This window comes from Paenibacillus jepli, from assembly GCF_047238105.1.
GTDB lineage: Bacteria > Bacillota > Bacilli > Paenibacillales > Paenibacillaceae > Paenibacillus_D.
In genome coordinates this window covers 824,161-839,536 of the sequence record NZ_JBDFMD010000001.1, presented here as the reverse complement: position 1 = coordinate 839,536, position 15,376 = coordinate 824,161, and the positions used below count along the sequence as shown (strand labels likewise).

General features: G+C 54.9%; 9 protein-coding genes, 1 pseudogene and 1 riboswitch. Of the genes and pseudogenes, 9 read left to right on the top strand and 1 reads right to left on the bottom strand.

The genetic code is table 11. From position 1 onward, the window contains the following. Positions 1 to 460 precede the first annotated feature (460 nt). The 9 genes and pseudogenes from ABC336_RS03970 to ABC336_RS03930 all read left to right on the top strand — a co-directional run bounded on the left by ABC336_RS03970 (position 461) and on the right by ABC336_RS03930 (position 12,804). Positions 461 to 2,209, top strand: a complete 1,749-nt coding sequence (locus ABC336_RS03970) for a sensor histidine kinase (RefSeq protein ID WP_413237430.1) — start codon at positions 461 to 463, stop codon at positions 2,207 to 2,209. Beyond that, on the top strand, positions 2,206 to 3,846 hold the full coding sequence (locus tag ABC336_RS03965) for a response regulator (protein ID WP_413237429.1): 1,641 nt from the start codon (positions 2,206 to 2,208) through the stop codon (positions 3,844 to 3,846). Before ABC336_RS03970 ends, ABC336_RS03965 begins: the two co-directional genes overlap by 4 nt. A 100-nt stretch (positions 3,847 to 3,946) precedes the next feature. Beyond that, a complete protein-coding gene (locus tag ABC336_RS03960; protein ID WP_413237428.1) occupies positions 3,947 to 5,647 on the top strand; it encodes a type 2 periplasmic-binding domain-containing protein in 1,701 nt (566 codons plus the stop codon). A gap of 351 nt (positions 5,648 to 5,998) precedes the next feature. After that, positions 5,999 to 6,859 (top strand): ABC transporter permease, encoded by an 861-nt coding sequence (locus ABC336_RS03955; protein ID WP_413242433.1) that lies wholly within the window; start codon positions 5,999 to 6,001, stop codon positions 6,857 to 6,859. Positions 6,860 to 6,874: 15 nt separating this feature from the next. Next, positions 6,875 to 7,753, top strand: a complete 879-nt coding sequence (locus ABC336_RS03950; protein ID WP_413237427.1) for a carbohydrate ABC transporter permease — start codon at positions 6,875 to 6,877, stop codon at positions 7,751 to 7,753. A gap of 314 nt (positions 7,754 to 8,067) precedes the next feature. After that, positions 8,068 to 11,139: an S-layer homology domain-containing protein gene (locus tag ABC336_RS03945; protein WP_413237426.1), complete on the top strand. Its 3,072-nt coding sequence runs from the start codon at positions 8,068 to 8,070 to the stop codon at positions 11,137 to 11,139. A 163-nt stretch (positions 11,140 to 11,302) separates the two neighbouring features. After that, a pseudogene (locus tag ABC336_RS03940) lies at positions 11,303 to 11,981 on the top strand (YebC/PmpR family DNA-binding transcriptional regulator). Between the two features lie 162 nt (positions 11,982 to 12,143). Next, positions 12,144 to 12,326: a hypothetical protein gene (locus tag ABC336_RS03935; RefSeq protein ID WP_413237425.1), complete on the top strand. Its 183-nt coding sequence runs from the start codon at positions 12,144 to 12,146 to the stop codon at positions 12,324 to 12,326. 100 nt (positions 12,327 to 12,426) lie between these two features. Then, positions 12,427 to 12,804, top strand: a complete 378-nt coding sequence (locus ABC336_RS03930) for a DUF948 domain-containing protein (RefSeq protein WP_413237424.1) — start codon at positions 12,427 to 12,429, stop codon at positions 12,802 to 12,804. A 180-nt stretch (positions 12,805 to 12,984) separates the two neighbouring features. Here the strand turns inward: ABC336_RS03930 and ABC336_RS03925 are convergent, their stop codons facing one another. Then, positions 12,985 to 13,704 (bottom strand): glycosyltransferase family 2 protein, encoded by a 720-nt coding sequence (locus ABC336_RS03925; protein ID WP_413237423.1) that lies wholly within the window; start codon positions 13,702 to 13,704, stop codon positions 12,985 to 12,987. 206 nt (positions 13,705 to 13,910) lie between these two features. Next, positions 13,911 to 14,103, top strand: a riboswitch (cobalamin riboswitch). The last annotated feature ends 1,273 nt before the right edge of the window (positions 14,104 to 15,376 follow it).

Below are 15,376 nucleotides of genomic sequence, written 5' to 3'. Positions count from 1 at the left end.
CGGACTATACCTTGCAGCCAAGGGAAACTAGGGGGCGGCGAATTCATGCGCTGTACGACAAAGTGTACCGCAGCGACATGCTTTGGGCGTGACCATCCAGCACATCGTGGAGGAGGTCGGCGAGAAACCATCAAAAGTAGCATTACAGCCCGCCACCCGCCGAAAATCGGAGCTCCAATTATAGAAAAGTATCATAACAGCCAGCCGCCCGCCGCCAAAAACCAGCCCCCCCTTCGACAACGAGGCAGGGGCTGGTCGCTTGTTTACCTAACGGCGACAGCCGTTTCACCTTGTATCGCGACATCCTTCTGTTCTCCGCTTAAACGACTGCCAAAACATCCGATATGTTGCGAAATGATGGATTGTCTAGCTGCCGCCTAGTCCGTATGATGGAGAGGGCGGTCTATGCTTTTGTCTACCGCTAGGAAGATCATCAGGACCTAAGGAGCTTCAACCAACGATGCCCAAAATCAATCTGTTTACGAAAATCATTGTTTTGGCCTTGCTTTTGCTAATTCCCATTCTGACCCTTTATTTCTACTCCAACCGGACCAGCACGGATATCATTGGCGAGGAACTGAATAAATCCAATGCCAGCCAGCTGGTCTTTTTTCAAAATGAAGTGGATGCCAGCATCGATGCCATCGCCTTGTGGCCGGATCTGCTCATCCAGGATCCGGATATCGCCTCGCTGCGCGATATTTTCACGCCGATGCCGGAGCTGGATCTACGGACGACGACGCTCATCCGCCGCATCCAGACGAAGCTGGCGATCCAGGAGAGCTCGCTGAAGTGGCGCAATTCGCTTCATATCTACTCGCCTGTCCTCCAGCGGGACATCTCTTCGCTCGATGTGTCGCTCTACGATGCCGAGCTGCTCAAGCAGCGGCTGCGGCCGGGCTGGCAGATGCATGCGAGCGGCGGAGCAGGGCAGCAGCAGGTGACCTTTTCGCGGTTCGCGGTGACGCCTTATTCCAGTTACGAGGATCCCGGCCATTATAATCTGATCATCGAGGTGCGGTTCAGCGGCAGCAACATCATCGACATGCTGGACCAATTCAAGCGCGGCGGCCGCTCCGATCCGTTCTATTATCACCCTGATGCCGGGGCGATCTACAACCGCTCTGCCGACCGGGAGCTGATCGGCGAAGTCATCCGTACCCTCGGGAACCGCCCGCTGGAGGCGCTGGAGAGCCGCAATGTCCATCTGGGCGACCAGGACTATCTGATCAACATGGTGCAGTCCGAGATGCTCGGTTGGCATCTGATCGACTATATCCCGATTACGGAGATTCTGCGGCCGATCGAACAAGCCAACCGGCTGTTTTATTATTCGGTTGCCGGTCTGCTGCTGCTCGGCTGTATCGCCGCCTATCTGCTCTACGCGCAGGTTCAAGTGCCAGTCAAGCGACTGGTCGCCGGCTTCCAGCGGCTCAAGAACGGTGATTATACCGTACGGATGAAGTCCAAAGGCTCTGGTGAATTCGGCTTCCTCTTCACCCGCTTCAATCTGATGGTTGCCCAGATCCAGGAACTGTTCGAGACAGTGTATCTGGAGCGGATCCATGTGCGGGAAGCGCGGCTGAAGCAGCTGCAGTCGCAGATCAATCCGCATTTCTTCTACAACTGCTTCTCCTTCATCTCCAGCATGGCCAAGCTCGAGCAGCATCAAGCGGTCGTGGCGATGTCGCATCATCTGTCGGTGTATTATCGCTATACGACGAGACAAGAGCGTGAACTGGTCACTCTCTCGGAAGAAGTCCACTTCGTGACCAGCTACCTGGAGATCCAGAAGATGCGGATGCCGCGTCTGAACTATACGCTGGAGATCAAGCCCGAGATGCTGCAGCTGGAGGTGCCGCCGCTCATCCTGCAGCCGCTGGTCGAGAACGCCGTACTCCACGGCATCGAATCCAGCAGCCAGGCGTCGACGATTCGGATAACCGGTCTGTGGGAATCGGAAGCCGCGCTGTTGATTGTCGAGGATGACGGCAAGGGGATGACGCCGGATGCGATGCACGCGTTGCAGTACAAGATGAACCGGTCGATGGACGAAAAGATGGGATGCGGCCTTTGGAATGTCCATCAACGGATGCTGCTGCGTTTTCGCGGCGGCGCGGGCCTTGCCTTTGAACCGTCGCCGCTCGGCGGCGCGAAGGTGACGATCCGGTGGGAGCCGGTATCCAATAGCGAGGAGATGATCGAATGATTGATATTTTGCTGGTGGACGATGAAGTATATGTGACCTCGAGTCTGGCCAAGACGATCCCCTGGGCCGCGGTCGGCATCAGGCATGTGTATCAGGCGGCCTCGGCCCAGGAAGCGCTGGCGCTGCTGGAAGAGACGCCGGTCGATATCGTCGTCACGGATATCGCGATGCCGGAGATGGACGGTCTGGCGCTGCTGCAGGTGATCGGCGAGCGCTGGCCGCATATCAAGAGCATCCTCCTGAGCGGGCATTCGGATTTTCAGTATGCCCGCAAGGCGGTGCAACTGCAGGCGTTTGACTATATCCTGAAGCCGCTGAACGACGACGACTTCGTCCATATCCTGACCGGCGCCATCAATGCGCTCAAGGACGAGTGGGAGCAGGCGGAGAAGATGCATCAGCTGCAGTACAGCCGCAAGTCAGACCTCAAGGTACTGCGCGCCAACCTGATGATGGATCTGGTGCTCGGCCGGCAGCTCTCGCCGAAGACGCTGCAGGAGAAGCTCCAGCAATATGAGATTCCGCTGGTGCCGGACAAGCCGACGGTGCTCTTGCTGGTCCAGCTGGGCCGTCAGTTCTCGCATCTGGACTACAATTCGGTCTCGCTGATGGAGTTTGCGATCGGCAATATTGCCGAGGAGTCCTTCGCCGGGAGCTTCCAAGTCTGGCACGGCAAAGCACCTCACGAGTATCTGATCCTGCTCGTCCAGCCGCGGAGCGATGCGCCGCCCAGCGTCCAGTACAGCACAGACGGGCGCACCAAGCGGCAGAAGCAGCTCGCCGAGGCAGCGCAAAGCTTCCGCACCAATGTCAGCAACTACCTCAAAGGGGATATCTCGATCGTCGTCACAGAGTGGTTCCAATTCCCCGATGCCGTATCGGCCGCCTACCGCGCGGGCCTGGGGACGATGTTCATGATCGCGCATGAGGAGCATCACACGATCCACTATCTGGAGGAGCGGGACGGCAGGGGCGCTGCGCATGTGAAGTCGCTGGAGAGTCTGTACAAGCCGCCGACTCTGATCACGCTGCTGGAGTCCAAGCGGTGGGAGGCCGTCCGCGAGAAGATCGGCGAGGTGTTCGTCGACCTGACCAAGACGGGTTACTCGCGGGAGCACCTGTATGAGGTCTACCTGGCACTGACCAATGCTTATCTGTATGTCGCACACCGTCAAGGGCACTATGTCTCCCAGATCGACGAGCTGGGGATCAACTTCATCCTCGACCAGACCATCGTGCTGTCGCCGGAACGGCTGCGCGGATGGTCCGATGAGGTGCTGCGCAAGCTGGAGAGCGAGCTCGCACAGAAGGAGGAGAGCGCCAAGAGCTTCATCGTCAAGCAGGTGCATGAGATTGTCGCCAGCAATCTGAGCCAGGATACGACGGTCAAGACGATCGCCGACCGGGTGTTCCTGCATCCCGTCTATCTCTCCAAAGTGTTCAAGGCCGAGACGGGGGAGAGCCTGAGCGACTGGATCATCAGCTTCAAAATGGAACGGGCGCTCTATCTGCTCAAGCACACGAACAAGAAGATCTATGAGATCACAAGCGATCTGGGATATCAGAATCCGCAATACTTCAGCAAAACCTTCAAGAAGTACTACGGCTCGACGCCCCAGGAATTCCGGGAAAGGTAAACAGGTTGCAATAGGTGCTGAGATGTTCGCATTGTGTCATAGGCCGGAGAGTCCATGCACCCTATAATTAACCTGTAGACATTACCAAAGGGGGATTCCTATGAACGTCAAGAAACGTCGACTGTCCTATACGCTATGTATGCTTCTCATCGCCTCCATGCTGGCTGCTTGCTCCAACAGCGGTACTGGCAATGAACCGGCGAACCCGGTCACGCCTGCTGCGAATGGTGCTGCCGGCAGCACGGACGAAAGCCCTTACAAGGACAAATACGATCCGCCGGTGGCGATCTCGACGGTATGGGGCGTCGATCCGGCGCTCACTTTCCGCGACGGCGAGTCGATCGAGAACAGTGTCGCCACCCGCTGGGCGCTGGAGACGCTGGGGATCGAGGTCAAATCGCTGTGGTCCGTCACGGATACGAATAACGCGTTTGTGACCAAGGTGCGCCTGGCGATGTCCTCCGGTCAGCAGATGCCGGATGTGATCACCGTCAATGATCCGCTGCTGGTGCAGGATCTGATCGATTCCGGCCGCTTCCAGGATGCCGGAGCCTTGTTCGACCAGTACGCCAACGAGAAGTGGAAGGCAGCGATGAGTCTGGATCCCAATGTATGGAATGCCTATGTCAAGGACGGCGTGCGCATGGGGATCCCTGTTCTGGACTACGCGTACAATAACGACTACCTGCTGTGGATCCGTCAGGATTGGCTGGACGCGCTTGGTCTGGAAGGGCCGAAGACAATCGCGGAGCTCGAGAACGTTATGGAGCAATTCCTCAACAATAATCCGCAAGGCCTAAGCCCGCAGCAGGTGACGCCGCTGAGCATCGGCTTCAAGTCGTCGATGAATACGTGGATGGGCGACCCATCCTGGGTGTTCGGGGCTTACGGCACGATCCCGTCCCAATGGAACGAGGCGGAGGATGGGACGCTCATGTACGGCTCGATCCACGAAGGCATGAAGGAAGGGCTGCTCAAGCTCAAGGAATGGCGCGACAAGGGATATATCCCCAAGGAAGCGGCGCTGTGGGATGAGAATAAGACGTCCGAGCCTGCGGTTGCAGGTACGGCGGGCATTATCCCGGGTCCCTACTGGATGAGCGGCTGGCCGCTGCTGGATACGGCCAAAAATGTCGATGGCGCAGTCTGGAAGCCCCATCTGATCCCGACTGGCCAGGATGGTACGGCGATGCGGCATGGTACGCATTTCCACACCGGCGTCACGCTGATCAACAAGGATATGAAGCATCCGGAAGCGTTCTTCACTTACCAGAACTACTTGTTCGACAACCTGGCGGATCCGCAGGAAGGCAGTCCGTTCGAGCATGGCGTCTTCGAAGGTTATGACTATGCGTTGGACGCGAGCGGCAATCCGCTCTACCTCGATGATGTGCCGGGCGGGGCAGTCACGGCGCCGCTGCGCTACTTCCTCGTCCGCGACGGTGCGCGCATCCCGGATGTGCAGTTCCAGGCGCTTATGAATCTGGCCGAAGGCAAGGAGCCGACCACCTACCGGGAGAAGGAGATCGTCTCCAGCTATGGGCCGGAGACGGCGCTCGCCGCGACGGTCGTCAAGGAGCAGGAGGAGATCTCCAAGAAGGATATGTTCGTTGGTCCGCCTACCGATACGATGAAGTCCCGGATGGACTATCTGAACAAGATCGAGGCGCAGACCTTCAACGAGATCATCTTCGGCGAGAAGCCGGCCGAAGCGTTCGACCAGTTCGTCGCCAGTTGGAAATCCTCCGGCGGTGATGACATTACCAAAGAAGTGAACGAGTGGTACGACAGTATTCAATAACCGGTACGGCTATGGCGGCCCCCTGCATGCGGATGCAAGGGGCCGTTTGGTGTGCGGGCCCGGGAGCAGCAAACCCGCTTGAGCAGCTTTGCTGCTGCTGGATGGTGCCGAACGGTTAAGTCGGCTGCCCGCCAAAGTGGTTGCAATTATGCCCTATATGTTGGGTTTTGTCTGCTTATGGGATCGTTCTGGCGTTGCTATACTTGATCTATACACTAACAGCTCAGGGGGAAGCGCCATATGGAGCAGACACAACCACCGGTTGGGGCAGCCGGTCAACAAGCGGAGAGGATCCGTCCGCACCGCCAATCTTTTTTTTATTATCTGGCCAAGCAATGGCCGTTTCATGTCATGGTGCTGCCAGCCCTGATCTTCCTGATCCTGTTCGCCTACCTGCCGATGGGCGGACTCGTCATGGCGTTTCAAGATTTCAAGCCGTGGCTCGGACTCACCGGCTCGGAGTGGGTGGGATTGGACCAGTTCCGATATCTGTTTGAACGGGAGGACTCCTTGCAGGTCATCTGGAACACGCTGGTCATCGCCGTCTTCAAGATGGTGCTCAACCTGCTGGCGCCGTTCGTCTTTGCCATCCTGCTTAACGAGGTGCGCAAGCAGCTGCTGAAACGTTTTGTTCAGACGTTGGTTTACCTGCCTCACTTTCTGTCATGGGTGATCCTGGGCGGCATCCTTACCGATCTGCTGTCGACAGAGGGCGGGCTCGTCAATCGGGTGCTGAGCGGCGTCTTCGGCATCGAGCCGATCTTCTTCCTCGGCAATGGCGACTGGTTCCGCTTCACGGTGATCGTCTCCGATGTGTGGAAGGAATTCGGCTTTGGCACCGTGGTCTTCCTGGCTGCGCTGGCCGGAGTCAATCCGGCGCTCTATGAAGCGGCAGAGGTGGATGGGGCTAACCGCTGGAAGCAGACGCTGCATATTACGATTCCGGCGATGCTGCCGATCGCGATCGTTGTCGGTACGCTGGCGCTCGGCAATGTACTCAATGCGGGCTTTGACCAGATCTTCAACCTGTATAATCCGCTTGTTTATGCCAAAGGCGATATTATCGACACCTTCGTGTACCGGGCCGCGATCCTGAACGGCGAGATGGGCTTCGGGACGGCCATTGGGCTGTTCAAGTCAGTGATCAGCTTCATCCTCGTCGTCATTTCCTACCGGATGGCTTACAAAATGGCGAACTACAGAATCTTCTAGAAGGGGGCGGGCTGCATGTACTATAAATCGCCATCGTATAAAATTTTCAATGGGTTTAACATCATCCTGCTGGTGGTGCTTGCGCTGCTCTGTATCATCCCGCTGATCCACGTACTGGCCGTCTCGCTCAGCTCCAAGGTGGCTGCGGACGCCAATATCATCGGCTTGTGGCCGGTCGACTTCACCCTGGAAGCGTATAAAAAGACGACCAGCAATCCGGTTTTCCTCAGTTCGATGTGGATCTCCGTGCAGCGGACCATTCTCGGTACGGCGCTGACGCTCGCACTGGCCTTCCTGGCGGCGTACCCGCTCTCGAAGGAGACTTCGGCCTTCCGCGGCCGCAATGTATACGCCTGGCTGTTCGTCTTCACGATGTTGTTCAATGGCGGTCTCGTCCCGTTCTATATGGTCATCCAACGGCTCGGGCTGATGGACAGCTTCTGGGTGCTCGTCCTGCCGGGGGCAGTCAATGTGTTCCTGACGATCCTCATGCTCAACTTCTTCCGTGGTATCCCCAAGGAGATGGAGGAAGCGTCGCTGATCGACGGGGCCGGCCACTTCCGGACGCTGTTCAGCATCTATCTGCCGGTATCGCTGCCTGCGATCGCGACAATCTCGCTGTTCAGCATGGTGTTCCATTGGAACTCGTGGTTCGACGGCCTGCTCTACATCGGCGATCCGAACCGGTATCCGCTGGCGACGTTCCTGCAGACAGTCATCATCCAGCGCGATATGAGCTCGATGAGCATCAATCCGGCCGAGATGGCCCTGATCTCGCAGAAGACGGTGAAGTCCGCTCAGATCTTCATCGGCGCGTTGCCGATCCTGCTCGTCTATCCGTTTCTGCAGCGCTTCTTCGTCAAGGGTCTGGTCATGGGCTCGGTGAAGGAGTAGGATTAGAGCAACCAGACGATTCTCTTCCGTTTTACCGTCCACGCCATCGATCGGATTGGCGTGGTTTTTTTATTGCCAAACGACTTTATTTTTATTTATGGAATAAAATTGCATTCTTTTAAACTAGTCTTAAAGTTACTATGATAATCTGAAATCTATTGATCTCACAGGAAAGAAGGATTATCGTGAAACCAAAGAAAAATACACGTGCATCAGCAAGAAGTCTGTCTGCTTTAATGTGTCTTATGCTCTTATGGTCCATACTGCCTCAAGGCAGTGTGTCTGCCGTAAGTGCCCCGCCCGATGCTGGGGGAGTGCATGAGATAACCCTTGGCAATCTGCCCGTCGGAGCCGTAGTCCGTGATCAGTCGGGATATACGGAGCCGTGGATTGTTTTATCGCAGTCTCACTTTGGAGAAGGCCGGACGCTGCTGTGGGAGCAGGAGACCCGAATCGAGCGGGCTTTCAGCGGCACCTTCACACTGAGCTGGAGAGAGTCTCAGATGCGGGATTATTTGAGAACCGAGTTCTATGCAGGGTTGTCTGAGGATTTTCAGGCCAGCGTTGTGGAGTCTACCACATATACAGATGATGAGATCAATACAGACGAGACGCTCTTTATCTTGTCGCTGTCCGAATTGGGAGAAGAGCATTTGTACACGGGCAACACTCCTCCTGCCACAAATCACGGTAGTAAGATTGAAGGCGTCGATGACTATCTCTACAGCAACCATTCCTATTGGACGCGATCAACGTATAATCCGATGACGATATACTTTTATTACTCAGAAGGCAATGGCCGGGGCCACGTGAACTTCACGGGAAATCATGTCTCTTCTAACCGGGTACGCGCAGCCGTCAACTTGCAATCGGATACTGTAGTTTACGGACCGTATGGCGAGGAGGGCTTCTACACGCTATTTGATCCCCATCCTTTCTGGGGAGGCAGCGGCACCCTGGACAATCCTTACCTGATCGCATCTGCCAGACATTTGCATAATATCCGACACGATCTGGACGCCCACTATAGGATCGTCAGGGACATTGATCTGGCCGGCTTTATTCCCGATCCGATCTTCGATACCGGACTGACGTGGGTGCCCATCGGGCACGAAGTCGAGGGTGGTTTTGAAGGCTCGCTGGACGGTGGGGGACATACGATTACGGGGCTGACGATTTCAGCTCCCGGCAGCGACCAGGCTTTGTTCGGTCATATCAGTCCGCAAGGCAGCGTCAGCCACCTTTATCTGGAAGACGTAGAGCTATTATTGGATTTATGGGGCGTCATTGCCGGATTGGCAGCCAGAAATGAAGGCGTGATCCATAATGTCCATGTCACGGGCCAACTCCACGGCGACAGCTATGTAGGGGGACTTGTGGGCTTAAACAGAGGCACAATCACGGCATCTTCTGCGCAGGTTCAGATCTCAGGGGGGGATTACAGCGGTGGTCTTGTTGGTGACAATCGAGGAAGCATCTCCCAATCCTTCACCCGAGGCACGGTTGAGGGGAAACAACACGCGGGTGGCCTGGTGGGATTCAATTTTGCCGGAACCATCAGGGACTCTTTTTCAGAAGTTATCGTACAAGGAACTGAAGCTGTTGGCGGTCTGACCGGTTATAACTCAGGCACAGCACAGGTTGAATCATCCTACGCTTCGGGGTCGGCAGCCGGTGAAGTTGCTGTCGGCGGATTGATCGGGAACAACTACGGAAGCGTGACGGCCTCCTACTGGAACGAGAGTGCCTATGATGGTGAACCGCCAATCAATCATGCAGGCGAGCGGGTTACTGCGGAAGCGTTGAAGCGTCCGTCGACATTCGTTGGATGGGATTTCGACACCGTATGGTACGCCTATCCGGATAAAGTGCCTTTCCTGCAATGGATGGATCCACTCCAGGAGGTGGAAGTGACGACAACGCGTCCGTGGCTCTCACTAAGAAATCCCATTGCCCAAATCCATATTGTAACCTACCATGAGAGCGGTGACGCGTATGATGTGACGGAGACAGCCCGTTACGAAGTGACGGAAGGCGAGGCTATCATCGAGGTGGATGACAAGGGCCAAGTGACTGCCAAGTCTCTCGGTGGAGCCGTCATTACAATCAGAATTTCGGGAGAAGTGAGAACCGTCCCGTTTAACGTGGGGCCCGCTACGGTTGATGAGGTGGCTTGGCTGACGCCGCTGGTGACTGAGCCCGGCACGGCGCGGAGCGAGTTGGTGCTGCCGGAGCAAGTAGAGATTACAGTGGACGGAGGGGAGAAGTTGGAGGCCGGGATAACCTGGGATGACGGGACTCCGGTCTACAACGGGGAGGAAGCCGGCGTCTATTGGTTTACTGGGGAATTGACATTGCCATCAGACGTAGAGAATCCTTGGGAACTCAGTGCGGCAATTATGGTATTGTCCATGCCGGTTCCAGAGCTTCCGGCTATCGTCGTCCCTTACGGCACCGAACGGAGCGCACTGCCGCTGCCGGAGAAGCTTGAGGACACAATGGAGGACGGAGAGACGGTAATTGTGGACATCACCTGGAACGACGGCACGCCGAGCTATAACGGGCAGCAAGCCGGCACGTATACGTTCGAGGGCGAGCTGCAGATAGATATCGGATATGGGAGTTCCGTTACGGCGAAAGTGCGTGCAGCTGTAACGGTTCAAGCGAGAGCATCCGAACCGTCCCAGCCGTCCCAGCCGGGTCCGATCTTCACTCCGCCGGTACCGCCTTCTCCTGACGCTGGCAGTCCCGGAGCCGACACGCCGGGTGGCGATTCGTCTCATGAAGATCCGGACAGCGATACGGATGTGCTGCCTCAGGAGCCAGAGCAGCCTGAGACGCCGACACCATGGCCTGTGTTTGAACCGAGTGATCTGGAAGGGCACTGGGCAGCAGACAGCGTACGCCGTCTGATTGCGCTGGGTGCGATTGGCGGTTATCCTGACCATACCTTCCGGCCCGATGCGGGGATTACGAGAGCCGAATTTGTTACTGTCCTTGTGAGGGCCTTGCAATTGGAGGCCCGGACAGGCCGCAGGTTCCAGGACACCGAGCAGCACTGGGCGGCCGAATCGATAGCGGCAGCTCATGAGCAGGGATGGATTACAGGCTATACCGAGAGCCGCTTCGGGCCAAACGATCCCATTACGAGGGAGCAGATGGCACGTATTCTGCAGCAGGCGTTCGATATTCAGGGGGCGATACAGTCCCCGGGAAGCTTCACGGATACATCGGACATCTCTGCATGGGCAACAGCAGCCATCGCTGCGCTTGCTCAGCACGGCATCCTGTCCGGGTACCCGGATCAGAGCTTCCGTCCCAAACAAGGCGCCACCCGCGCCGAAGCCGCTGAAATTCTGATGCGTGTCCTGCAACTCGATTCATAGGATAAGCCTTGCGCTGGCGCCGATGCCGATCGGCGTCAGCTTCTTTTTGCGCAGTCTTATGCCCTGGGAGACTAGCTTGACAAAGCCCGGGTTTTTCTACTAGGATTAAAGTCGGAATACCCATATCGTTGTACAAGAGTAATGAGGAAAGAAGTGGAACCAGATGGGTCGTAAATGGAATAATATCAAGGAAAAGAAAGCGTCCAAGGACGCCAATACAAGCCGGATCTATGCCAAGTTCGGCGTAGAGATCTACGTGGCTGCGAAGAAAGGCGAGCCCGATCCCGAGTCGAACCGGGCGCTCAAGGTCGTACTGGAGCGGGCCAAGACGTACAATGTGCCCAAAGCGATTATCGACCGCGCATTGGACAAGGCCAAGGGCAGCGGCGATGAGAACTATGTGGAGCTGCGCTATGAAGGCTTCGGTCCAAGCGGTTCGATGATTATCGTCGATGCGCTGACCAACAACGTCAACCGGCAACATGGGGGTCAGCGGCTCGGTATCCTACATGTTCGATGCTACCGCTGTCGTCGGTGTGACCGGCAAGACGGCGGATGAAGTGATGGAGATCATCCTGGAAGCAGATGCGGATGTGCGCGATATCCAGGAAGAGGATGACGTAGCCATCGTCTACGCGGAACCGGACCAGTTCCATACCGTGCAGGAAGCGCTGCGAGGCGCAGGTATCGAAGAGTTCGCGATCGCCGAGCTGTCGATGATCGCCCAGAACTACGTCACGCTGGACGGCGACGCGCTGGCCCAGTTTGAGAAGCTGATCGATACGCTTGAGGATCATGACGATGTGCAGCAAGTGTATCACAACGTCGAGCTGCCGGAGTAAGAGGCAGTCGGAGTGCGCCTGATTCCTGTGGGGATCGGGCGTTTGGTTTGGGGGCTGGGAGCATCGAACACATAAAGATCATTATATTGTGAAAATAATCACATACTTATCGGCGACTCCCTCGTATACTAAAGGTAACAAAACGAATGGAGCGTGATCAAGATGAGAGCCGACCAACTGGACGTGACCCGCAACTTGCTGCAATACTGCTACACCTGTGATGATGCCGGAAACTGCTTGACCGAGGAGGCTTGCCGGCAATGCTGGCTGGAGCATGGTTTGCTGGGCAACGAGATCGGCGCCGAAGAAGACACGAGGACACTGCTGCAGGCCTATTATGCGTAAATGACAGCCGATGCGAGACAGCAGCTAGATGATGCTCGCCTTACGAGGAATGTCCGCCACTTCGTCCACATACATTGTGATGAAGGAGGGGGAGCCTTACATGGTGATTCAAATCAGTGTGGTCTGTGCGGTCATCGCTTTCAGCTGTCTGGTCTACTATGGCATTCGGACGCTGCACAACGGCATGTCTACATTGGCTCAGACCAATCAGACCTTGGCCGAGGTCCGCAATGCGGTACACGACCTGACGAAGGAAGCGTCGCAGTTCATGAACTCTGCCAACCAGATCACGACGGAAGTGAAGGGGAAGATGGAGACGATCGATCCATTGCTGGAATCGGTGCAGGATGTGGGGGAGGTGTTGCATCATGTCACCGAATCCGTGAAGAAGGCAACGACCGGGAAGAGACAAACGGAAGAGAGTACAACGCCAACCAGACAAGCACCACCGCCGCAGCTCCGGATAAAAATGAAATGATCCTGTTTCGTGGCGAAAAAATAGCTTTCGTGAAAGGCAAGCGGCCAAAACCATGGTCGGTCGATGTCTTCGCGAAAGCTATATTTGTGTTGCATCTTGGCCGCAGGCACAAAAGCTGTGGTGCTGTGCTTTGAACGTCGAAAGTCCGTCCGCGTGCCGTTGTAGATCTAGAATCTATACTTAGAAGTTCTGCCGGTCCGCCAGAGGCTGGTAGGGCTTGCCTTGGGCAACGGGGATGCTTCCCTTCTTGTAGAAGCTGTCCTTCACCCGCCAGGTATGGCTTTGTTTATTGGATCTGCGCATATATACATAATTGAAGGGAGACGTCGAATAGATTTTGAATCCGGCTTTTGTACAATCTCTCAGGAACTTGGTATCTTCGCCAAGTGATCGGTCAGGGAAGCCGTGATGGGCCAGCACCCGACGATGGAAAAGAATCGTTCCGCCTTGGACGAACCTTTCTTCGCGATTCCTGTGTTTGGGCGAGCGGATGAGCAGCTCACGGGTAGCTTCCAAGTATACGAGGCATGCGTGCTTTCCGACGACATCGCTTTTTGTGCGTATGAGAGCCCGGACTTGCTCCTGCAGATAAGAGGGCGAGTAATAATCATCGTCGTCAAACTTTGCAATGAGTGGATACCTGGCTTTGGCGATCCCGCAGTTGAGACACTGACCCAACGATAGCTTCTCCGGCACCTGATAGACACTAACTTGAGGAAAAGCTTGCGCCATGCGGCGATAACGCCCTAGTTCCGCGCTGTCTTTGTTCAGAATGATGATTAGCTCTTTGATAGAATAGCGTTGTCTGGCATAATTAGTTAGCAAGTTCTTGATATACTGAGGACGATGCGTCGCGGTAATAATCGATACGCCCGGTCTTTTGTCTGTTTGTCTGCTCAACGCATGGAAGCCTCCTTCGCATTCTTTGGTTCAAGCTATGTCAAAAAGCTAATGGACGTGCGGGCAGAGAAGCTAGAGAGCTCGAAATGGGGCGCATCCAAAATAGCTGGTGGAAGCTACTAGCGGCACCAAGGAATATTCACAACCTTTGTGATCAAAAGTACATGACAAAACTTGCTAGATTCGGTATGATAGTCAGGACAATCGAATCGATGAGAGAAACAGGTGCCAGGATTGATCCTCTGGGTCAAAGACTGGTTAAAAGGGAAGCGGGTGTAACTCCCGCGCGGTCCCGCCGCTGTGAAAGAAGAGTTCGTGCCAGATGCCACTGGGAAACCGGGAAGGCGGCATGGATGATGACGCTTGAGCCAGAAGACCTGCCTGTATTCTGTTGTACACAATTCTACGATGGATAGGAAGGTGTTTATTTGGTATGCAAACCGGGATGGTTTGCTTCTAACACCCTGCATTCTTAGATAGAATGCGGGGATTTTTGCGTTTGCATGACAACTGGCGGGCAGGAACGACTACAAGCGTGTGAGAGAGGAATGGGAAAAGAAGAAATGAAACGCACATTTTTGGCCTTATTTTTAATGCTCAGTATGTTGTGGTCCCTGGTATTGCCGGGGGTATCCGCTGGTAACGTACAGGCAACTGATATTGCCTTTGGAAATGAAGGTAACTATTTTGAACCCGCAGATAAGGATGCGCTGACTTCCAAGCTTGCAGAGATCAATAGCGATGCGAAATATGTCAAGCTGATGGAGAATGCTGAACTACGGACTTCGTATGAGGAAGCGGTGGCAGTTGCCGTCAATACAGAGAGCTCGGCTGAAAGCATAGGCAGTGCCCTGGCAAAACTAAGTGAGGCGCTGGCCAAGCATCACTCGGATGAGAGAGTGCGGATCGAGCGTCATCTTGAGAATAGTCTAGCGTATTTAGTAAGTAGCAAGCCAACGCCGATAGACGGTCAAGAATGGTCTGTCTTCACATTGGCTCGCTCGGGATACCAGGTTCCAGAGGGGTACTATCAGAACTATTATAAGAGTGTAGAAGCAAAAGCAATTTTACAATCTGGAAATTTTGGAAACAACCGCAATAGCACGGAATATTCCAGACGTTCTCTAACTCTCTCAGCAATTGGCGCCGATATCAGAAATATCGGCGGCTATGATCTGAGAGGTTATATGGCGGATAGCGGCAATTACGAACAAGGAATTAACGCTTACGTTTTTACCCTCATTGCATTAGATACACGTAACTATGATCTGCCTGTTCTCCATGCAGGTGAGAAGCAGGCTACAAAAGAAATGTTAATCGAAGGTGTATTGTCTAGAGAAGTTAGAAGAGGGACAGAAGCCGCTGCAGGATGGGCATACGGATCTGGTGTAAATGGGCCGGATCCTGATATGACAGGAATGGCCATTCAGAGTTTGGCTCCTTACTATGAAACTCATCCTAATGTAAAGGCTGCGGTAGACAGAGCCTTGGTTTGGTTATCAGAGAACCAGAAACCAAATGGCGGGTATGAGAGTTGGTACGTTATTAATCCCGAAAGTTCGGCTCAGGTTATTGTCGCATTAACTAGCCTGGGTATTGATCCTCATACAGATCGACGCTTTATAAAAAATGGGAATTCTCCACTAGATGCTATGATGGGGTTTGCGGTAGA

What these genes read in the sequence shown, in the direction of transcription:
- ABC336_RS03970 (WP_413237430.1), top strand. Translation starts at nt 461, where the DNA reads ATGCCCAAAATCAATCTGTTTACGAAAATCATTGTTTTGGCCTTGCTT.
- ABC336_RS03965 (WP_413237429.1), top strand. Translation starts at nt 2,206, where the DNA reads ATGATTGATATTTTGCTGGTGGACGATGAAGTATATGTGACCTCGAGT.
- ABC336_RS03960 (WP_413237428.1), top strand. Translation starts at nt 3,947, where the DNA reads ATGAACGTCAAGAAACGTCGACTGTCCTATACGCTATGTATGCTTCTC.
- ABC336_RS03955 (WP_413242433.1), top strand. Translation starts at nt 5,999, where the DNA reads ATGGTGCTGCCAGCCCTGATCTTCCTGATCCTGTTCGCCTACCTGCCG.
- ABC336_RS03950 (WP_413237427.1), top strand. Translation starts at nt 6,875, where the DNA reads ATGTACTATAAATCGCCATCGTATAAAATTTTCAATGGGTTTAACATC.
- ABC336_RS03935 (WP_413237425.1), top strand. Translation starts at nt 12,144, where the DNA reads ATGAGAGCCGACCAACTGGACGTGACCCGCAACTTGCTGCAATACTGC.
- ABC336_RS03930 (WP_413237424.1), top strand. Translation starts at nt 12,427, where the DNA reads ATGGTGATTCAAATCAGTGTGGTCTGTGCGGTCATCGCTTTCAGCTGT.